Annotated in this window: 25 protein-coding genes and 1 tRNA gene; 24 read left to right on the plus strand and 2 right to left on the minus strand. The window is 53.0% G+C overall.

All coding sequences use genetic code 11. The annotated features are described in order from the left end of the window. Position 1 precedes the first annotated feature (1 nt). The 23 genes from gpM to NNN64_RS12160 all read left to right on the plus strand — a co-directional run bounded on the left by gpM (position 2) and on the right by NNN64_RS12160 (position 16,553). Positions 2 to 703, plus strand: a complete 702-nt coding sequence (gpM, locus tag NNN64_RS12055) for a phage terminase small subunit (RefSeq protein WP_271441535.1) — start codon at positions 2 to 4, stop codon at positions 701 to 703. Positions 704 to 799: 96 nt separating this feature from the next. Beyond that, positions 800 to 1,252, plus strand: a complete 453-nt coding sequence (locus NNN64_RS12060) for a head completion/stabilization protein (protein WP_271441536.1) — start codon at positions 800 to 802, stop codon at positions 1,250 to 1,252. Beyond that, positions 1,249 to 1,755 (plus strand): phage tail protein, encoded by a 507-nt coding sequence (locus NNN64_RS12065; RefSeq protein ID WP_021293728.1) that lies wholly within the window; start codon positions 1,249 to 1,251, stop codon positions 1,753 to 1,755. Before NNN64_RS12060 ends, NNN64_RS12065 begins: the two co-directional genes overlap by 4 nt. After that, complete coding sequence (locus tag NNN64_RS12070; protein WP_271441537.1) at positions 1,752 to 2,459, plus strand: hypothetical protein; 708 nt, start codon at positions 1,752 to 1,754, stop codon at positions 2,457 to 2,459. The genes NNN64_RS12065 and NNN64_RS12070 overlap by 4 nt, the downstream gene beginning before the upstream one ends. Beyond that, on the plus strand, positions 2,456 to 3,583 hold the full coding sequence (locus NNN64_RS12075) for a DUF2586 domain-containing protein (RefSeq protein ID WP_271441538.1): 1,128 nt from the start codon (positions 2,456 to 2,458) through the stop codon (positions 3,581 to 3,583). The genes NNN64_RS12070 and NNN64_RS12075 overlap by 4 nt, the downstream gene beginning before the upstream one ends. Beyond that, on the plus strand, positions 3,580 to 4,035 hold the full coding sequence (locus NNN64_RS12080) for a phage protein (RefSeq protein ID WP_271441539.1): 456 nt from the start codon (positions 3,580 to 3,582) through the stop codon (positions 4,033 to 4,035). Before NNN64_RS12075 ends, NNN64_RS12080 begins: the two co-directional genes overlap by 4 nt. Positions 4,036 to 4,045: 10 nt before the next feature. Beyond that, on the plus strand, positions 4,046 to 4,348 hold the full coding sequence (locus NNN64_RS12085) for a phage holin family protein (RefSeq protein WP_001155240.1): 303 nt from the start codon (positions 4,046 to 4,048) through the stop codon (positions 4,346 to 4,348). Continuing rightward, positions 4,335 to 4,676 carry a M15 family metallopeptidase gene (locus tag NNN64_RS12090; protein WP_200103719.1) on the plus strand — a complete coding sequence of 114 codons (342 nt, stop codon included), beginning with the start codon at positions 4,335 to 4,337 and terminating at the stop codon, positions 4,674 to 4,676. Before NNN64_RS12085 ends, NNN64_RS12090 begins: the two co-directional genes overlap by 14 nt. Continuing rightward, positions 4,676 to 5,056 (plus strand): hypothetical protein, encoded by a 381-nt coding sequence (locus NNN64_RS12095; RefSeq protein ID WP_048225929.1) that lies wholly within the window; start codon positions 4,676 to 4,678, stop codon positions 5,054 to 5,056. The genes NNN64_RS12090 and NNN64_RS12095 overlap by 1 nt, the downstream gene beginning before the upstream one ends. After that, positions 4,986 to 5,174 carry a hypothetical protein gene (locus tag NNN64_RS12100; RefSeq protein WP_024137079.1) on the plus strand — a complete coding sequence of 63 codons (189 nt, stop codon included), beginning with the start codon at positions 4,986 to 4,988 and terminating at the stop codon, positions 5,172 to 5,174. The genes NNN64_RS12095 and NNN64_RS12100 overlap by 71 nt, the downstream gene beginning before the upstream one ends. Next, positions 5,161 to 5,418, plus strand: a complete 258-nt coding sequence (locus NNN64_RS12105; RefSeq protein WP_271441540.1) for a putative phage tail assembly chaperone — start codon at positions 5,161 to 5,163, stop codon at positions 5,416 to 5,418. The genes NNN64_RS12100 and NNN64_RS12105 overlap by 14 nt, the downstream gene beginning before the upstream one ends. Positions 5,419 to 5,465: 47 nt before the next feature. Further along, positions 5,466 to 5,609 (plus strand): DUF6890 family protein, encoded by a 144-nt coding sequence (locus tag NNN64_RS23355; protein ID WP_370922079.1) that lies wholly within the window; start codon positions 5,466 to 5,468, stop codon positions 5,607 to 5,609. Next, a complete protein-coding gene (locus NNN64_RS12110; protein WP_271441541.1) occupies positions 5,606 to 7,573 on the plus strand; it encodes a phage tail tape measure protein in 1,968 nt (655 codons plus the stop codon). Before NNN64_RS23355 ends, NNN64_RS12110 begins: the two co-directional genes overlap by 4 nt. Continuing rightward, positions 7,570 to 7,899 (plus strand): DUF2590 family protein, encoded by a 330-nt coding sequence (locus tag NNN64_RS12115; RefSeq protein WP_024232403.1) that lies wholly within the window; start codon positions 7,570 to 7,572, stop codon positions 7,897 to 7,899. The genes NNN64_RS12110 and NNN64_RS12115 overlap by 4 nt, the downstream gene beginning before the upstream one ends. Then, the gene (locus NNN64_RS12120; RefSeq protein ID WP_271441542.1) at positions 7,896 to 9,080 is read left to right on the plus strand and encodes a baseplate J/gp47 family protein; all 1,185 of its coding nucleotides are present in this window, start codon (positions 7,896 to 7,898) and stop codon (positions 9,078 to 9,080) included. Before NNN64_RS12115 ends, NNN64_RS12120 begins: the two co-directional genes overlap by 4 nt. Then, positions 9,073 to 9,660, plus strand: a complete 588-nt coding sequence (locus tag NNN64_RS12125) for a phage tail protein (RefSeq protein ID WP_271441543.1) — start codon at positions 9,073 to 9,075, stop codon at positions 9,658 to 9,660. The genes NNN64_RS12120 and NNN64_RS12125 overlap by 8 nt, the downstream gene beginning before the upstream one ends. 10 nt (positions 9,661 to 9,670) lie before the next feature. Next, complete coding sequence (locus tag NNN64_RS12130; RefSeq protein ID WP_271441544.1) at positions 9,671 to 11,239, plus strand: phage tail-collar fiber domain-containing protein; 1,569 nt, start codon at positions 9,671 to 9,673, stop codon at positions 11,237 to 11,239. Then, positions 11,239 to 11,826 carry a tail fiber assembly protein gene (locus NNN64_RS12135; RefSeq protein WP_271441545.1) on the plus strand — a complete coding sequence of 196 codons (588 nt, stop codon included), beginning with the start codon at positions 11,239 to 11,241 and terminating at the stop codon, positions 11,824 to 11,826. Before NNN64_RS12130 ends, NNN64_RS12135 begins: the two co-directional genes overlap by 1 nt. Next, positions 11,816 to 12,541, plus strand: a complete 726-nt coding sequence (locus tag NNN64_RS12140; protein ID WP_271441546.1) for a hypothetical protein — start codon at positions 11,816 to 11,818, stop codon at positions 12,539 to 12,541. Before NNN64_RS12135 ends, NNN64_RS12140 begins: the two co-directional genes overlap by 11 nt. Then, positions 12,513 to 13,058 carry a baseplate complex protein gene (locus tag NNN64_RS12145; RefSeq protein WP_271441547.1) on the plus strand — a complete coding sequence of 182 codons (546 nt, stop codon included), beginning with the start codon at positions 12,513 to 12,515 and terminating at the stop codon, positions 13,056 to 13,058. The genes NNN64_RS12140 and NNN64_RS12145 overlap by 29 nt, the downstream gene beginning before the upstream one ends. A gap of 2 nt (positions 13,059 to 13,060) precedes the next feature. Continuing rightward, positions 13,061 to 14,761 carry a hypothetical protein gene (locus NNN64_RS12150; RefSeq protein ID WP_271441548.1) on the plus strand — a complete coding sequence of 567 codons (1,701 nt, stop codon included), beginning with the start codon at positions 13,061 to 13,063 and terminating at the stop codon, positions 14,759 to 14,761. 658 nt (positions 14,762 to 15,419) lie between these two features. Next, positions 15,420 to 15,869, plus strand: coding sequence for a hypothetical protein (locus tag NNN64_RS12155; protein WP_271441549.1), 450 nt, complete (start codon positions 15,420 to 15,422; stop codon positions 15,867 to 15,869). Between the two features lie 75 nt (positions 15,870 to 15,944). Continuing rightward, a complete protein-coding gene (locus NNN64_RS12160; RefSeq protein WP_271441550.1) occupies positions 15,945 to 16,553 on the plus strand; it encodes a BRO-N domain-containing protein in 609 nt (202 codons plus the stop codon). Between the two features lie 94 nt (positions 16,554 to 16,647). On the opposite strand, the gene NNN64_RS12165 is transcribed toward NNN64_RS12160, so the two are convergent. Continuing rightward, positions 16,648 to 16,723: transfer RNA gene (locus NNN64_RS12165), tRNA-Ile, on the minus strand. Between the two features lie 124 nt (positions 16,724 to 16,847). Here NNN64_RS12165 and mug point away from each other — a divergent pair. Continuing rightward, the gene (mug, locus tag NNN64_RS12170; RefSeq protein ID WP_271441551.1) at positions 16,848 to 17,354 is read left to right on the plus strand and encodes a G/U mismatch-specific DNA glycosylase; all 507 of its coding nucleotides are present in this window, start codon (positions 16,848 to 16,850) and stop codon (positions 17,352 to 17,354) included. Positions 17,355 to 17,531: 177 nt separating this feature from the next. Here mug and rpoD read toward each other — a convergent pair whose 3' ends face one another. Then, on the minus strand, positions 17,532 to 19,379 hold the full coding sequence (gene rpoD, locus NNN64_RS12175; RefSeq protein ID WP_003024699.1) for an RNA polymerase sigma factor RpoD: 1,848 nt from the start codon (positions 19,377 to 19,379) through the stop codon (positions 17,532 to 17,534). Positions 19,380 to 19,537 lie beyond the last annotated feature (158 nt).

Consider the following 19,537-nt stretch of genomic DNA (forward strand, 5'->3'; position numbering starts at 1 on the left):
AATGGCACTTTCTCCCGCGCAGCGTCACAGCCAGCGCATTGCGATGGAACAAAAGCTGAAACGCAGCCAGGCACTGGAAACCACGGAAAGCATGCATCTGCTGATTAAGGCGCTGGAAGCGGATGTGGAACATTGCCGTAACCTGCCGACAATCGCGGATCGTGTTGAGTTTAAGCGGGATGTGTTGCTGCCGCGCTGGACACCGACTGTGGAAGCGTATCTGGAAAGCGGGCAGGTGTACGCCAACCCGGTATTTGCCTGGTGTGTTATCTGGCTGTTTGACGTGGGCGATCTGGATAAGGCGCTGGACTGGGCTGACATTGCAATCAGCCAGCAGCAGGCAACCCCGGATCGGTTGCGCAGTAATTTTCCCACGTTCGTGGCCGATACGATGCTGGCCTGGGCGCAGGAAACATCAGGGCGCGGGGAAAGTGTTGAACCGTATTTCTCCCGCACATTTGAGCGTGTCGCCAGTACCTGGCGGCTGCATGAACAGGTCACGGCCAAGTGGTTCAAGTTTGCCGGGCTGGAGCTGCTGCGCGGCGAAGATGGCCAGACAACGGCAGCGAGTGTGGATGATATCGAAACGCTGGAGAAAGCCGATCGGTTGCTGGCCACCGCAGAAAAATACTATTTAAAAATCAGCGTCAAAACGGCACGGCAGACGATTGCCGCCCGTATCCGAAAACTGACGCAGGGGTAAAGACTACCGCAAGCCAGGCGGACGCGGTGGAGGGCAGAACACTCCGTGTGTCACTGTGCCGTGGAAACCGGTCAGTCCGCCTTTTTCGGGGGAATTATGTTTAGCGGAAAACCGCTGGATTATCAGGATGAACCGCTGACGAATAACGGGTTCTGGCCGGATCTGAATCTGAAGGACTTTCAGGCGCAGCGGTCACTGCCAGCCGATATCGACGCGGACACCATCAGTCAGGCGCTGCTGGCCGCAGTCGCGGAGGTGAATGCCGAGCTGGAAAACGTGGAGGCCAGCTGGAAAGCAAAAGGCCACACGCTGGCGGCAGATGTTCCGGGTGTCAGCATGGGAGGGATTAACAGCCTGTGTGCCCAGTACATGAAAGCGGTATTTGCCAGGGCGAAAGCGGATTTACTGGGGGAGTTCGCCACTGTCGGGCGACGTGAAACCCATCCGGGGCAGGAGAGTATGGAAACCCGCGCCGGGTTACTGGCTGAGGCTTCAGTAGTTATCCGTCGCATGAAGGGGCTTAAACGGGCAACGGTGAAAAAAGTATGAGCCAGACACAGCTTGAGAGCCTGACCGCATTTTTTCAGCAAAACGTGCCGCCGCGCGCCATGCAGTCATTTGACAGTGTGCTGGATGAAATGAAGTTCATCCCCGCCGCGAAGGATTACGGGCTGGGACAGTACCGCCAGGCGGTGATTCGCTATGACGCGGTAATCAGCTGGCAGCGTTTCCCGTACCGCCTGTGTCCGCCACAGTTGCTTATGTCGCTGCTGGCCGCGTGGCTGGATGAGGCTGACAGGGAATTACTGGATGAAGTCGGCCTGACTGAAGCTGAACCGGACTGGGATGTGTCAGTGGAGGATGAGGAAACCGCCACCATTGTGCTGACGGTACCAATGGCGGAAGAACTTGTGATCAGGGAGGACGAAAACGGGGCGATCCCGTGGCAGGGGAAACGTTGGTCGCTGGTTAACCCTGAAGTTTGGATAGCGATCACCGCCAATATTTATGGCGTGGATGAAACCGGTGCGCCGGTAGGTGGTAACGAATGATTGCCGGTGGCGAGCTGAATCAAAAACAGCTGGCAGAGTTGCGTAAATCACTGGCCAGCATGGAGCTGCCACCCAAAAAGCGCCAGCGTCTTATCTGGAGGCTGGCCAAATATGGCGTGATTGCCGCCGCAAAACGGCATGTCCGCAATCAGGAAGCACCGGATGGCCAGAAGTGGCCGGGGCGTAAAACGAAGCGCAAAGGGAAGATGCTGCGGAACCTGCCAAAACTGCTGCATATCCGCGAAATGCCAGAGATTCAGGCGGTGCGGATTTATTTGCAGGGGGGAGGCTACCGGAACGGGGAAACGCCGGTACCGGCCGGGACAGTCGGGTATGCGCAACAAAACGGGATGCGTGTCAGTGTCAGCCGTCGCAGCCAGCCACGGAAGGCGGAGACCGGAAAAATGGCCACGCCGGCCCAGGCCAAAAAACTGCGGGCGCTGGGGTACCGGGTGCGCACCGGTAAACGCTGGAAAAAGCCCACGCTGGGCGAGTTAACCCAAACGATGCCATACAGCCGGGCGGGGCTACTGATTCGAAAACTCAGCGGTAAGGCGGTCAAAACCAGCTGGACAGTGGATCTTCCTGCCCGTGTTTTTCTGGGCATGAGTGACGATGAATTTGATAACGCGCTGGCGCGTCAGCTTCAGGCCATCGGCTTTGGCTGGGATGTTAAGGCGCAGGATATTAAGGGGAAAGCATGACCTGGCCAAACGTGACCGTAAACCAGGTAAACCAGCTGCTGGGTGAAACCAATGAAGTGGAACGCACGCTGCTGTTTATCGGTACGGGTACCAAAAATGTGGGGAAAACGCTGGCGGTGAATGCCCAGAGTGATTTTGATGCACTGCTGGGCGAAGGGGAAAGCCCGCTGAAAAGCGATGTTCTGGCGGCACTGGCAAATGCCGGTCAGAACTGGTGGGCATTTATTCATGTGCTGCCCGCAGATGCTGAGGACGATGCCTGGGTGAAAGCGGTTCTGGCCGCGCAGGTGGTGTGTTCGGTGGAAGGGGTGGTGCTGTCCAGTGATGTGACGGCCAAAACCCAGGTAAATCAGGCGGCGACGTTACGATCCACGCTGATTTCCAAATATGGGCGCTGGGTGTGGTTCATCCTGGCTGTGCAGGGAATGCAGGACGAAGAAGCCCAGGCGGATTACCTGACCCGTGTGTCTGCCATTCAGGACGGTATTGCAGAGAAGGCGGTGCAGCTGGTCCCGCGTTTGTGGGGAGATGAGCCGGGTGTGCTGGCTGGCCGTCTGTGCAGTCGTGCCGTGACTATCGCAGACAGTCCTGCCCGAGTGAAAACCGGGGCACTGCTGAATCTGGGTAGTGATGAAATGCCGGTTGATGGTACCGGGGCGGTACTGGAGCTGGCCACGCTTAAGGCACTGGAAGCACAGCGCTTTAGTGTGCCGATGTGGTACCCGGATTATGACGGTTTTTACTGGGCTGACGGGCGAACGCTGGATGTGGAAGGCGGCGATTACCAGTCGATTGAAACCCTGCGTGTTGCCGATAAAGCAGCGCGTCGTGTACGTCTGCTGGCTATCAGTAAAATTGCGGATCGTTCACTGAACAGCACACCGGGCAGTATTGCTGCACACCAGACTCTGTTTGCACGTCCACTGCGTGAAATGTCCACGGCGGCCAGTATCAATGGCGTGTCATTTCCGGGGGAAGTGAAGCCGCCGCAGGAGGGTGATGTAACCATTGTCTGGAAGAACAAAAAGACGGTGGATATTTATCTGGTGGTACGCACCTGGGAAGTTCCGCTGCAAATCACCATCAGTCTGTTACTGGATGCCAGTCTGGAGGGCGCTGCATGAGTAAACGTATTTCGGGTATGTCGTTTGATACCTATCTTGACGGCGATCTGATCCACATCGAGAAAATCACACTCGATATCACGGATAACAGCGCCGCCGCCCAGACCCGTGGTGTGCCGGATGGCCATGTTGATGGCGATGTGGCCGCAGAGGGAGAAATTGAAGTCAGTTCCAAAGTGCTGGGTGTACTGACGGCCAAAGCCCGTGCCGCAGGTTCGTGGCGTGGTATTCCGCCGCTGGATTTTCTTTTTTATGCCAAAGCGGGCAACGAAGAAATGAAAGTGGAATCGTTCGGCAACAAACTCCAGTTAAGTAATCTGCTGGATATCGATCCAAAGGGTGGCGGTGTGGCAACGCACAAAATCAAATACTTCGTGACCAGTCCGAAGTTCGTCAACATCAACGGCGTACCGTATCTGGAATCGGAAGCCACGGAAAACCTGATCGGATAAGGAAGCCGGAATGCAGGAACATGAAAAGAGCCTTTATTCACTGCTGATTATGGGGGCGCTAATTGCTGTTGCGAAGGTGCTGGCCAGTGATGATCCCATTACACCGCGCCTGTTTATCAGCCGTGTGATTCTGGGCAGTTTTGTTTCAGTCATCGCTGGTGCGGCGCTGATTCAAATCCCGGAGGCCAGCCCGCTGGCTATTCAGGGGCTGGGGGCTGCGCTGGGTATTGCCGGTTATCAGGCTGTTGAAATGTGGCTGCGCAGACGTGCAGCGGGAAAGAAGAACGGGAGCGTGACAAATGACCCTGAGTGAAAAGCAGCAACTGTTTACCGTCATGGTGGCCAACCTGATCCACTGGGCGGAAGAACATGGCTACCGGCTGACGTTTGGTGAAGCGTACCGCACCCCGGAACAGGCGGCGCTGAACGCGAAGAAGGGCAGCGGTATTTCGAACAGTCTGCACACCCAGCGTCTGGCCGTGGATTTTAATCTGTTTGTGAATGGTCAGTACCAGACCCGTACAGAAGACTATCTGCCGCTGGGTGAATACTGGGAATCGTTGGGCGGAAGCTGGGGCGGGCGCTTCAAATCCAGACCGGATGGTAATCATTTCAGCCTGGAACATAACGGGGTGCGCTGATGAGTCACGCGCAGTGGCTGGTTGTGGTGGCGCTGGCGTTTGTCTGGGGCTGGCTGACTGCTGACTGGCGGCGCGACAGCCTGGAGCTGGCAATCAACACGGCGGCGCAGGTGGCTGGTAATGAATCGCGAAAGGTTATGCAGGGCATTGCCAGTGATTCTGCCAGGGCGCTGGAAGATAAACTGGAGGCGCTAAGAAATGCGCAACCGCGAGAGATCCGCACGGAAGTGCTTAAGCCGGTTTTTACTAACAGGTGCCTGTCTGATGAGTTTGTCAGCATGTACAACAGCGCCGTCGCCGGTACCGAACGTGCGTTATCAGGAAAACCTGAAAACACGATGCGCCACGCAGCTGCCGCGCCTGAACGGGGCAACAGGTAAAGATGCAGCGGAACTGCTGACTGTTTACCTTGAAATATATGGCCAGTGTGCGGCGCGTCATAATCAGTTAGTTGATGAAATTAATTTAAGAGAGCGTGTTATTTATGGAACAAATTAAAATGAGTGTTTGTGGTGCAGATATTGTTTTTGAACCTAATCAGACTGCTTACAATAAACTGATTAATGAAATGGCAATGGATAATAAAGTTGCACCTGCAAATAATTATCTGATGCGTATTGTTACCCCGGAAACGAAAGAAGCACTGATTGACGTATTAAAACGTCCGGGTGCAGCGTTGCAACTGGTCAGTAAAGTTAATGATATTTACGCGCCGGAACTGGAGATTGAAGTAAAAAACTGACAAAGCGAGTCCATGATATTGAACGAAATGGACTCGAACAGTATTTAATTCTCCGTCGTCATTATTTGCCACATGGTCAGGATTCCGTTGACGATATTGCCGCCGCTATATGGCTGGATAACCGTCACTGGGAATATACGGGAATAGCCGTGGCTAATGGCGTGGCTAAAGCATTTAAAGGCACTGAATGAAACAGTTAGATTTTACATTAAGCCTGATTGATAAATTGTCCCGCCCGTTAAAACAGGCGCAGGGCAATGTCACGGGCTTTGCTGAGAAATCAAAAGAAGCCTTTATGCAGATTGGTGGCGGCGTTCTGGGGCTGGCGGGTACAGGTATGGCCATTAAAGGTGCGCTGATGCCCGCCATTGAAATGTATGACGCGCTGAATGATGCGGCTGCAAAAGGGGTTGATGACTCTGCGCTTAAAGCCGTCCAGCGTGATGCGCTGCGCTTCAGTACCACCTATGGTGCCAGCGCGGTGGAGTTCGTCCAGTCCACGGAAAGTATAAATGCTTCCATTGCCGGGCTGACCGGGAATGAGTTGCCGAAAGTGACGAAAGTCGCCAATACCCTGGCGTTTGCGCTCAAATCCACCGCCGCGGAAACCGCTGAGTTTATGGGGCAGATGTTCGGTAACTTTTCCGCTGATGCCAACCGGCTGGGTAAGGTTGAGTTTGCTGAACAGCTGGCCGGAAAAATGGTGTACATGCGAAAAACCTTTGGCACGGAAATGGCCGTTATCAAGGATTTGATGGAAGGGGCGCGTGGCGTGGGTACCAACTACGGAGTGGGGCTGGATGAACAACTGGCCGTGCTGGGACAGCTTCAGCGGACACTGGGCACGGAAGCCAGCAGCGCTTATGAAGGCTTCATGACCGGAGCCATTGAGGGCGGTAAAAAGCTGGGGCTGTCCTTCACGGATTCCACTGGCAAAATGCTGTCCATGCCCGAAATGCTGATCAAGTTACAGGGCAAGTATGGCAAAAGCCTGGAAGGGAATCTGAAAGCCCAGGCTGAACTGGATGCGGCATTTGGTGACAGTTCGGCGGTGGTAAAACACCTGTACGGTAATGTGGCGTTGCTTCAGCGCAATATCACGGAACTGGGCGGTGCGGATGGCCTGAAGCGCACACAGGAAATGGCGCAGAAAATGGTGAAGCCGTGGGATCGTTTTGTCGCAATCCTGAAGGCTATCCAGACCGTAATCGGCCTGACGCTGATCCCGGTGTTGTATCCGGTGCTGAACCGCCTGGCCGATATGGGGCAGACCTTTGCCCGCTGGATGCAGCTGTTTCCCAACATTGCGCGTGTTGTCGGGTATGCGGCAATGGCCTTGCTCAGCTTTGCGGCTGTGGGTGCTGTCGCCAATATTGTGATGGGTGCCTCTAAATTCATCATGATGGGGTTGCGCGGGATCTGGGGGGCGCTGACGGCCGTCACGAAAATTTACACCGCCACTGTCTGGCTGGGAAACATTGCCGTTGTTGCCTGGAATGCCACGCTGAAATTTCTGCGCGGTACGTTGCTGGCGGTTCGTATGGCGGCAATGATGGCCGGGATAGGTATCAATCTGATGAGTTGGCCGATCCTGCTGGTGATTGGTGCCGTTGCCTTGCTTGCTGCCGGTTGCTGGCTGTTGATTAAACACTGGGACACAGTTAAGAACGCGGTCATGGATACCGCAGCATTTCAGGCATGCGCCAGGGTAGTGGAATGGCTGGCTGGAGTGTTTGCTTCAGCCTGGCAGTTTATCAGCGAAGGATGGAACAGTTTTATTTCCATGCTGACTGGGTTTTCTCCTTCACAGGCATTAAGCGGTCTGGCCACGGGTATTGTCTCGTTGTTTGATAATGTCTGGCTGTCCGTTAAAAACGGTTTTCTGAAGTCGTGGAACTGGATTGTTGAGAAACTGAATAAAATCCCAGGTGTGGATATATCAATGGCCAGTACAACTTCACCCCCATTAACTGGAAATACGTTATCAACGGGTGGGGAGCTAAAAGGAATTGATAAGGGCGGGATAAATAAAACAATCAGTAGCAATTCTAAATCAGTCACTGATAACAGTAAAAAAATAGGGGAGGTTCATTTTCATACCAAAGAAGCGATGTCCCCTGGTCAGTTAATGGAATGGCAGGAGCTAAATGCGTGAATGAACCACTTTATATAGATTTGCTGATCCTGAAGGGTGATTTTGTTCTGAATACCGGATATGAACCTGAACTGTGTAATAACCGTAAAAGTATCGGGCAGGACATTATTCACGCCATTATTGAGAGCGGACTGGCAACGGAACTGATTGCTGAACGCAGCCCAACAATGCGGGCGGATATTTTTACCCGTATGGAATTATTGATTGAAGATGATGAACGGATTATTCCGGGAACAGTAGAAATCAGTGAGGAAAGCCAGAAACGTTTATGGATAACTGCCAGCACCTATGACTTTGGCGGCATTTCTGCGCAGGTGGATTTATGACAGAAAAACCGCAGGTTGATTTTGAGGACGTCGTGAAGGCCAGCGGGATGCCGGTGACAGAATCTGAAGTGCGGGATCGCTTTAATGCGATTGCGGCTGAGGAAGGCATGATCACTAACACATCCCGCATGTCACCGTTCTGGCGGTTAATTACGGCCATTGTGACTGCACCGGTGATGTGGCTGAAAGAGGTTCTGGTGTCCACGGTACTGGCCAATATGTTTGTGGCCACGGCCAGTGGGAGCATGTTGCGTCTGCTGGCCTGGGCGGTAAACGTCACGGCAAAGCCCGCCAGTGCTGCACAGGGGGTGATCAGGTTCTTTAAAGAAGATGCCAGAGCGGTGGTGACGGTGAAGGCCGGAACGGTTATCCAGACTGAACGCATAAACGGCCGGGTGTATGAGCTGTCGACCACTGAAGATGTGGTGATCCCCTCAGGTACAACCAGCGCGTTGCTGCCGGTAAAAGCAACTGGCACAGGCGGCGCATACAACCTTGCGCCGGGTTATTACCGCATTCTGCCGGTGGCCGTTGATGGCATCAGCCATGTGGTCAGTGAGGAAAACTGGCTGACGGTACCAGGGGCTGATGAGGAAAGTGATGATGAACTGCGGGAACGCTGCCGGAATCAGTTCAATCTGGTAGGCAATTACCACACGGATGCGGTTTACCGTTCAATGATTGCCGGTGTTGTCGGGCTGAGTATTGACCGGATTTTCTTTGAGCACGACGCGCCGAGGGGACCCGGTACCGCAAACGCGTATTTGTTGCTGGACAGTGGGGTAGCCTCCGCGCCGTTTGTGAATGCGGTGAATGATTACATCAACACGCAGGGGCATCACGGCCACGGCGACGATATGCAGTGTTACGCCATGCCGGAAACCCTTCACGATCTGGCCGTGACGGTATACGTCAGAAATCTGGCCAACCTGACAGGCGATGAACAGCACAGCCTGAAAAACGGGATTGAAAACCTGATCCGTTGTGCTTTTCGTGAGAATGCGGATTTTGACGTCAGAAAGACGTGGCCATATTCGCGTTTCTCATTTTCCCAGCTGGGGCGCGAGATCCATAAAACCTTTTCACAGGCGGATTCGCTGGCTTTTTCACTGGGTGACATTACCAGTGAGCTGAATGTGCCGCGTCTGAAATCACTGGTGGTGAGTCTTGAAAATGAATGAGTTCATGAAAAAGCTGGCCGGAATGGTGCTTCCCTCCTGGATGAACCAGGGGGAGTCGAAGAAGCTGCGGAATACAGCGCGGCGATTCTGGGCGGAGGTTTACGGCTGGATAACCTGGCCGATGAATCAGTTTGATCCGCTGACCTGCACACCGGCATTACTGAACCTGCTGGCTTATGACCGCGATATTACCCGTTTTGACGGGGAGTCGTTGAGCCTGTTCCGCAGGCGCGTGGCATTCGCCTTTATCAATGCGCGTGATGCCGGTTCGGTAGAGGGGTTTATCAATATCTTTGAACGGCTGGGTATTGGGTATGTGGAACTGCGGGAACGTCAGCCAGACATTGACTGGGATGTGATTCTGGTTCGTGTCACGGACAGCCAGATCGCGGACAACACGCAGTTACTTATCCAGATTATCCGCCAGTACGGGCGAACATGCCGCCGTTATCAGTTTGAAGTGATTACATCTGAAAAGGTAACCATCCGGGCGGGATGGGATCAGGGGGAATACGTGGTTTATCCGGCAACGTTAAGCGGTATGGAAACCCACAGCGCGACATTTAGCGCGGGTTTGTAAGGAGTTTTATATGTCACAGACAGCTATCACGCTGGCATTTGAGCAGTGGAAAGCGCAGCAGGGTGCCACTGGCGAACCGGTGGTGCTGGATGAATTTGTGTTTGCGGATGTACCGGGGCTGAATCCGGATGTACCCATTGACCGGAATGAAGCACTGCCAGCTGTCGCGCAGATTGTGCACCGACAACCTGTTACCCGTACTGGTGTGGTGAATGAAAATGGCGTGGTGTATTCCGCCGTTCTGGGTGCTGACGTGGGCGACTTCAGCTTTAACTGGATCGGTCTGCTGAATAAGGCCAGCGGTACGCTGGCGATGATTGTTCATGCGCCGGTACAGCAGAAACTGAAAACAGCGGAAGGCCAGCAGGGGAACGTTCTGACCCGTTCGTTTCTGATGGAGTACAACGGCGCACAGGCTGAAACCGGGATTAATACACCGGCTGAAACCTGGCAGATTGATTTCACGGCGCGTATGGCCGGGATGGATGAACGCCAGCGCCTGGAGAATGTGGATATTTATGGTGCTGCCGCATTCTTTGGGGATGGTTATCTGGTCGGAAAAACCGGCAATCAGTATTTTGTCACCAAAGGCACCGGCTATGTGGCGGGACTGCGTACGTCACTGGCAGAAAATCAAAATATTACCGTGACAACAAAACCGGTAAAAGTCTGGCTGGATGTGTGCTGGGCGGGTGCGCTGACCAGTGTCTGGAATGTTCAGCGCAAAATTACCGTAGCGGAAAACCTGGCTGATTATGTGCAGAACGGTGAACAGCATTACGTGTTTGCAGTGGCCAGCATTGATGTGAATGGGAACATTACCGATTTACGGCCAAAGGGGAGTCTGAATGAACAACAGGCCAGCAGTGATTTCCTGCGAAAAGATACAAATTTAGCCGATGTTCAGGATAAAGCTGAAGCCCGTAAAAACCTGAATCTTGGGGAACTGGCGCTGTTAAGCCGAAGTGACGTTCTGCCGGTAGGTGTCCCCCTGCCGTGGCCGATGGATACGCCACCGGACGGTTGGGGGATTCTTCAGGGGCAGGCTTTTGATAAGGCCGCTTACCCGCTGCTGGCGAAGGCTTACCCTTCCGGCGTTCTGCCTGATATGCGCCGGATGACAATTAAAGGGAAAACAGACGACCGCGCCGTGCTTTCTTATGAAGAAGACGGCATCAAATCACATGCCCACGGTGCAACTGTTTCTGCGACCGATCTGGGGACAAAAACAGTGTCCACGTTTGATTACGGTTCAAAGCAAACAACAGGATTTGATTACGGTAACAAAACCACGGATGTGCAGGGGCATCACGACCATGGATATCCGGTGGGTGGTGTCGGGGGATCTAACTACCCTGTTTTGTCTAACGGTAATGGCAGCTGGAGCAGGACTACCGCAGAGGGAAACCATGCTCATAACGTTTATATCGGGGCGCATGATCACTGGGTGGGCATTGGTGCACACAATCACACCGTAACACTGGGCGCACACGGACATAACGTGACGATTAATGCGACGGGTAACGCAGAGAACACGGTAAAAAACATTGCTTATAACTACATTGTGAGGCTGGCCTGATGACTTTCAAAATGACCGATGAAAACCGGACGATTACTGTTTATAACCTGCGTGCGGATACGCATGAATATATTGGTAAAGGTGATGCGCTAATCCCGGCACATACGGGACTCCCTGCGAACTGCACCACGACAGAGCCGCCAGAAACAAAGGCGGGTTTTATTCCCGTTTTTAATATGGAAAAACAGCAATGGCTTGTCATGGAAGACCACCGGGGAGAGGTTGTTTTCGACACGCAGACAGGCAATGCGCGTTTTATTTCTGAGCTGGGAGCATACCCGGCAGGGACAACGACAATTCCAAAGGATTCTGCCTGGCAAAAATGGGATGGCAGTAAATGGGTATCTGATCCCGATGCTGAACGCGTGGCGCTGGTCAGTGAAGCTGAGACGACGAAAACCAGTCTGATGAAACAGGCCAGTGAGGTAATTTCAACCTTACAGGATGCGGTTGATTTTGATATGGCAACAGATAAGGAGCAAACGCTGCTGGTTGCCTGGAAAAAATACCGTGTGCTGTTAAGTCGGGTTAACCCTGATGATGCCGGGAATATAGTCTGGCCGGAGGTGCCTGATAATGTGGCGTGAAGCACGTCTGGCCTTCGCTGATTCGCTGGCCGCGCTGAATTGCTCAATTGTTCCGGCGCATCCGTGGATAAACGGGCTGGGACAGCAGACGGATAACGGTGCATATCTTAGCCCGGTGAATGCTGTCCGCTATCTTGCCGGGAGGCTGGCCGGAACGGGCGGAAATGCCGATGTGATGATCATGATGGTGACAGGCCAGACGCATGAAAATTTCATGAACAGCCTTAACAGCCTGGTGGATGTTTTCCCCGCGCCGGCATTCACCCAGGTAAAGCGTCTGGCGCAATCCGCTGCGGCGCTGGCCATCGAAAAAATGCAGATCCCCGCGAAAGCCGGGGCGGGGTTGCCGGTTGCTGTTCCGTTGTCTGTGCCAACCAGCAGGGCGGCATTGTCAGCGGCGGCGGTAAGCCAGGCACAAAAAGCGGCCAGTGCGGGCTTCAGTCTGGATGGCATGAAGCAGCAACTGGGGGAGTTTGCGCAGCTGCGTGACAAACTTATCAGTGATGTGGCCAGCGGACTGGGCGATTTACAGGGAAAAAGTGCCAGAGCCTGGGTTTTTACGGGCAACGGCGATACAGCCACCACGCTGCTGGAACTGGTAAAAGATATTCCGCAGCCATCAGCCGTTTATACGGCGGCGATGATGCTGGTTGGTGACAATCTGGATGGAATAAAGGGAATGATTCATGACTTCGATCCCAACACTGGCGCTTAACGGCGAGGCCATACCGCTGAAAAACATGCGTTTAACCGTATCGCAGCAGTTCCAGGATAAAGACCAGTCCGGCCAGACCAGCGCCACCACAAAATCAGAGCAGGGTGCAAAGGGCAAGGAACTGCGTATCAGCGGTGAAATTCCGTTTAAAAGCCCGGAGATCCTGAAACGTATTTTCGAGCTGGCCAGCGCCACGGATGCCGGAGGAAACCGCCAGAAATACCGTGTGGCGCATGAAGTGGCCAGAGCGGTGAATTTTCGCGAGGCGACATTCAGCGGGACGATCGATGCGCCGCAGCAGGACGGAAAAATGGCCTGGCTGGTCACGTTTACGCTGGCAGAACATATCAGCGTGCAGGAAAAGCGGGAGGCCAGAGCCACAGGGAAATCCAGCGCGAAAAAACAGACGGCCGGAGGAACCGGACAGGCCGGTGGCCAGAGTGCCGGGGAAGATGAAGAAAAACTGACGTGGTTTGAGAAACGTGTGCTTAAACCCGTCAATGATGCTTTGGGTTAACGATGAAACCAGTTAAACGCCTGTACCTTTCAACGGATGAAGTTCACCTGGCGGATGCCAGTCTGGTGCTGGAGCTGAACAGTTGCGGCCGGGGATTTATTACTGCACAGACAACCACGGACTATACCGGGAAACTGGTGCGGCTGGATGTGGGGTATTCTGACCTGCTTTTGCGCTGGTTTACCGGCTACGTGGAACGCTCGCAACCTGCTGAAAATGGCTTTCAGCGCCTGTTTGTACGTGAGCTGGTCGGTGTGTTTGAAAAAGCGTGGCCATGTTCATTTCAGCATCCCACGTTGCGTAAAATCGCCGGCTGGCTGACGGAAAACAGCGGGATAACGGTCAGTGTGCCGGATACATCATACAGCGATAAGCCGATCCCCCATTTTACCCATAACGGCACGGGTTATCAGTTGCTGAATAACCTGGGCAGGGCATTCAGTATCCCGGATTACATCTGGTATCAGTTGCCTGATGGTTCCCTGTATGTGGGCGGTGCAGAAAAGGCGCTGTTTGCCGGTCGTCCGGTAGATATCCCCGCAGAGTTCAGCCAGGGGGCGGCGGGCGGTAACTCCATGACGCTGCCGGTGATCCAGAGTCTGCGACCGGGAGTTGAGCTGAACGGGGAGCGCGTGACCAGAGTTCATCTGACCAATGACACAATGGCCGTCACCTGGACACCCAGAAACCGCGCTACAGGTCAGCCATTACAGAAAACACCGGCGCAGCGCCAGATTGAAAGCCATTACCCGGAACTGGCTTCCGGGCTGCACCTGCCGAAGCTGGCCAGAGTGGTGGCACCCAGCGAAGCGGTGAAAAGCGGTGATTTTTCCGATCCGTTCCGGCCACGTTATGCCGTTGATGTGCAGCTGCTTGACGCAGACGGCAATCCCGACAACCAGACGCCGGTTTATTCGGCAGTGCCGCTGCCGGTACCGATGGCTGGTAATGACTCCGGCATGTTCCAGTTCCCGCCAGAAGGGACGCTGGTTGAAGTTGCTTTTACCGGGGGGAGACCTGATAAACCGTTTATCAGGCAGACACTGCCGGATGGTACCAGTCTGCCGGATGTTAAGCCCGGGGAGCAGTTGCAACAGCAGCGGGCGGAGGTATCGCAACGCGTTACCCAGGCTGGCGACTGGGTGCGGCAGACCGATCAGACCATCAGCGAGACATCGATGGCGAGGACGGTCAAAGCCGACACGGAACAACGTGATCTGGTCAGTCGGGAAACCACGGTTAAAGCCACCGATAAGACAACGGTACTGGGTACCGCCACCCTGATGGCCGGAGCCATTCAGCAGGTCAGCGCCGGTGATTTTAGCCAGGCCGTGAAGGGCAACAGGCTGGCCAGCATTGAAGGGAATGACGAAGCCGATATAACCGGGAAGCAGTCCACGAAAGTGGCCGGTGCTGTGGATGTTGATGTGGGGGGAACCCTGACTGAAAAGATTGCCGCGCTGCGTAAATCGGTGGCGGCGGGCGGTCAGCAGATTATGGGACCAACCGTCCATATTGGCAGTGAGAGTGTTAACACGCTGACCATGATGCTGGATACCATTGATTTACTGGCAGAGCTGGCGCAGCAGTGTGCGAACCATTCACACCCCAGCGTGGGTACGCCAACCAATGCCAGCGCATTTACCCAGACGGCAGAGAAGGCCGGGCAGACCCGCAATAAGTACCAGAGCATAATCGCCTGACCATCCCATCAGCCCGCATCTAAGCGGGCTTTTTTGTACCCATTCCCAGGCCTCACCAGACGCATTCTAAGCGTTTATTTTCCCTGACCACTACCACGCAACACCATAAAAGGATCTGTGCTGCCACGTTATGCTGGCGGCGCTAAATGCTGACAAAATAAATCTTTCGCAGACAAAAACGGCACTACACCGCACCCGCCTGCGGTTTCTGGATCGATAAAATTTTTCAGTTTTCTTTTTCTACAAACCAGACCGCCAGACAGCGCCAGTACTGGCAGTTTCGCGGAAAACCAGAACTGAAAAGAATGAAAGGAATTTCAGTAATTTTCAGTTTGAAGGATCTGCGAAGGATCTAAGAAAAATATCAAGTTAATGAAATTTAAGAGAAAAATGTATTTTACGTGCGTTTGAGAAGATCAAAAGGCGGTAGGTGGCTGGAGAAAGAAAAACCCGCGAACTCAGTGAGGGCGCGGGTTGTGGAGGTGCTTGGCAAAAAATGAAAACTGAAATTCTTACTGTGTAGTTTCTGTGTAGTTCAGGTAACACCAACTACACACGAGTTACACGTTAAGATAGAACCTGTAGATTCGTTGTTGTCATTGATTTGGCGTTGAGGTATAACTTGATGCGTATCTTTAATCAACTGGAGAATTTTTAGATGAATAGCGGTTTCTTTATTTCCCGCTCTGACTTTCAAAAAATGTCGGAACGAACTCAGGCTGAGATTTTAAGTGCGGTGACTGGGGAGGATAACTCACAACACTCAGAACCAGACTATAGCGGCTTGGCAGCGGATTTATCCTCTTTGCAGGCAACACAATTTGTTAAAGGGTTAAGTGGTAAGTCTCGGAACGTTTTGAAAGCGATTCTTGAAATTAAAGATGTGGAGTCGGGCTTCTGGATGAAAACTCTTGCTGTAACTTTATCGGTGGAGGCTGATTCGTTGACAGGGGTATGGTCGGGGCTAACACGCCGCAGCAGAACGGTTACTGGTGATGCGAATGCCTACTTGATCGATTGGGTATGGCGTGAGCAGGAAGAGGATTATTTCGGAACGTTGAATGCAATCACAATTAAAAATCTAAAGAAGGCAATGAATATTCGATGAATGTAAATAGTGAAGCCCCAGCTGCGCTAACAGCCAGGGCTTCGGTTTTGTCCAATCCCAGCAAGGAATTTAGACATGAAGACTGTAGCAAAAACGGAACTCGTATTCCACGAAACAAAATTCACTACTGCTAAAAGAAACGGCCAGATTTGGTTCACCGCTGCTGATTTGGCTCATGCGCTTCAGTACGCGAACATGAAATCGATTACTAATCTTTTTCACCAAAATTCTGATGAATTTTCGCCAGGAATGTCTCAGGTCATTGAATCAGTGACCTCAGGGAATTATCGGAAGCGGGTGCGCATTTTTTCACTTCGTGGTGCTCACCTTCTGGCTATGTTTGCCAGAACCCCCATTGCTAAAGAGTTTCGCCAGTGGGTGCTAGATATCCTTGAACGTGAAAGTTCTCCACGAGGGTTGCCAACTGAAGCAAAGCTGAATTCTATTTGCCCATGTTGCGGTAAACCATCAGTCATTATTGAAAGCAGGTATATCACACGGTATCGAACAGAAATTATCTCTAAGTGTGAGCGGCGAGAGTGTCCTGATCAGCTTTTCAGCTCAGAGATTTCGTTCTCCTATTACATAGATAAAGCGGATAGCTTGGGTATGGATGGGGTCATTTGGTCTTTATCATCTGGCCAAAGGGAAAGGCTGATCCGGCTGCTATCGACCTCTATGTGATCTTTGAGGGGACGAAAAGGGGACAGTAACTATTGTGTCAATAAAAAAGCCACTCGTTAGAGTGGCTTAATTATATGATTTTAAAGATAAAATTTGGTGGCCCCTGCTGGACTTGAACCAGCGACCAAGCGATTATGAGTCGCCTGCTCTAACCACTGAGCTAAGGGGCCGTGGCGGTGGATTATAAAGTAACTCCGCGTTGCAATCCAGACATAAGCGTACGGATGCTGTTTTTATAAACAATGTATTTTCAGTCCGTTATACTTGTTCCCTGATGTATTGTGTGGAGTGAATATGGTTAAGGACATACTGGCGCCGGGGCTGCGGGTGGTTTTTTGCGGCATCAATCCGGGGCTGTCTTCTGCGGGGACCGGCTTCCCATTCGCGCATCCGGCTAACCGCTTCTGGAAGGTTATCCATCAGGCGGGATTTACCGAACGCCAGCTAAAGCCGGAAGAGGCGCAACACCTACTGGATTTCCGCTGTGGCGTCACCAAATTCGTCGACAGGCCAACGGTGCAAGCCAATGAGGTAAAGCTACAGGAGATGCGTAGCGGTGGCCGTAAGCTCATCGAGAAGATGGAAGAGTTCCAACCCGCAGCGCTCGCAATCCTCGGGAAACAGGCATTTGAGCAGGGGTTCAGTCAACGTGGCGCGCAGTGGGGGAAACAGACACTGACGATTGGTACGACGCAGATTTGGGTATTGCCGAACCCCAGTGGGTTAAGCCGTATTACGCTGGATAAGTTAGTGGAGGCGTATCGGGAAGTGGATGTGGCGTTGAAGGCGCGCGGCTTGTAAGGTGGATAAGTGAATCTGCCATCCGGAAGAACCCGCGCAAATTGCCGGATGGCGGCGTAAACGCCTTATCCGGCCTACGGGTAGCCCGGCCAAGCGTAGCGCCGCCGGGAATGCTTCGATTGACAGGCGAAAAAAAAGCTCCCATGAGGGAGCTTTTTCACGTTTTAAACCTTGAGATTAATCGTCGAGGAAGCTGCGCAGTACTTCAGAACGGCTCGGGTGACGCAGTTTACGCAACGCCTTCGCTTCGATCTGACGGATACGTTCGCGGGTAACGTCGAACTGTTTACCGACTTCTTCCAGCGTGTGGTCGGTGTTCATATCGATACCGAAACGCATACGCAGAACTTTCGCTTCACGCGCTGTAAGTCCAGCCAGAACGTCGTGCGTTGCAGCACGCAGGCTCTCGGTGGTGGCAGAGTCCAGCGGCAGCTCGAGGGTGGTATCCTCGATGAAATCACCCAGATGCGAATCTTCATCGTCGCCGATCGGCGTTTCCATGGAGATAGGCTCTTTCGCGATCTTCAGCACTTTACGGATCTTGTCTTCCGGCATCAGCATACGTTCAGCCAGTTCTTCCGGCGTTGGTTCGCGACCCATCTCTTGCAGCATCTGGCGGGAGATACGGTTGAGCTTGTTGATGGTCTCAATCATATGTACCGGGATACGGATGGTACGCGCCTGATCCGCGATCGAACGGGTGATCGCCTGACGGATCCACCAGGTTGCATAGGTGGAGAACTTGTAACCACGACGGTATTCAAACTTATCAACCGCTTTCATCAGACCGATGTTGCCTTCCTGAATCAGATCCAGGAACTGCAGACCACGGTTGGTGTATTTCTTCGCGATGGAGATAACCAGACGTAAGTTTGCTTCAACCATCTCTTTTTTCGCACGGCGGGCTTTCGCTTCACCGATGGACATACGACGGTTGATGTCTTTAACCTGCTCGATGGTCAGGCCGGTTTCTTCTTCAATTTGCTGCAGTTTCTGCAGGCCGCGGTGAACATCATCTGCCACATCGTGCAGTTTTTCAGACCACGGTTTGTTCATCGCGATTGCCGCGTTGAACCAGGTTTCGCTGGTTTCGTTGCCGGTGAACAGAGTGATGAAGTTCTTCTTCGGCATTTTGCACTGCTCAACGCAGAGCTTCATGATCAGACGTTCCTGAGTACGCACGCGGTCCATCATGACGCGCATGCTGTTGACCAGGTAGTCGAACTGTTTTGGCACCAGGCGGAACTGCTTGAATACTTCAGACAGCTTCTGAATTTCTTCCTGCGCGGCTGCATGGCTGCGGCCTTTCGCTTTGATAGTGTCGCGGGTGATTTCGTACTGAGTACGCAGTTCACCGAATTTCTCGCGCGCTAATTCAGGGTCGATGCTGTTGTCGTCGTCGCTGCTGTCGTCGTCGCCGTCTTCTTCATCTTCGTCTTCGTCATCATCCATCTCTTCCTGAGAAAGTTCAGAGCCGACGTGGGTCGCGGTTGGCGCCATGTCTTCTTCTGCGTTCGGATCGACAAAGCCGGTTATCAGATCGGAAAGACGTGCTTCTTCAGCTTCTACGCGATCGTATTGCTCAAGCAGATAGGTGATGGCTTCCGGGTATTCGGCAACGGAGCATTGAACCTGGTTAATCCCGTCTTCGATGCGCTTAGCGATGTCAATTTCGCCTTCACGGGTTAACAGTTCAACGGTACCCATTTCACGCATGTACATGCGGACCGGGTCAGTTGTACGACCGATTTCGGACTCAACGCTGGACAGAACCTGGGCAGCCGCTTCTTCCGCGTCTTCATCGGTGCTGTTGGAGGTTTCAGCAAGCAGCAGATCATCGGCATCCGGTGCTTCTTCCATCACCTGAATACCCATGTCATTGATCATTTGGATGATGTCTTCGATTTGATCTGAATCGACGATATCTTCCGGCAGATGGTCATTGACCTCGGCATAGGTCAGATAGCCTTGCTCCTTACCACGTTGGACAAGAAGCTTCAGCTGTGACTGCGGGTTTTGCTCCATAAGACGGTATCCACACTTAATTCGTTTGATTGGTGTTGGGCGGTAAAACCGCCAACGGCAAAACGAGGGCATACTTATATTTTGCCGCTGCCTCTCCGTGCGGCTGTCGGGGGCTTCCCGAACGATATTCGGCAGTTAAGCCGTTAAATACTTCATCC

The sequence above is a fragment of the Citrobacter sp. Igbk 14 genome (assembly GCF_028069825.1).
GTDB lineage: Bacteria > Pseudomonadota > Gammaproteobacteria > Enterobacterales > Enterobacteriaceae > Citrobacter.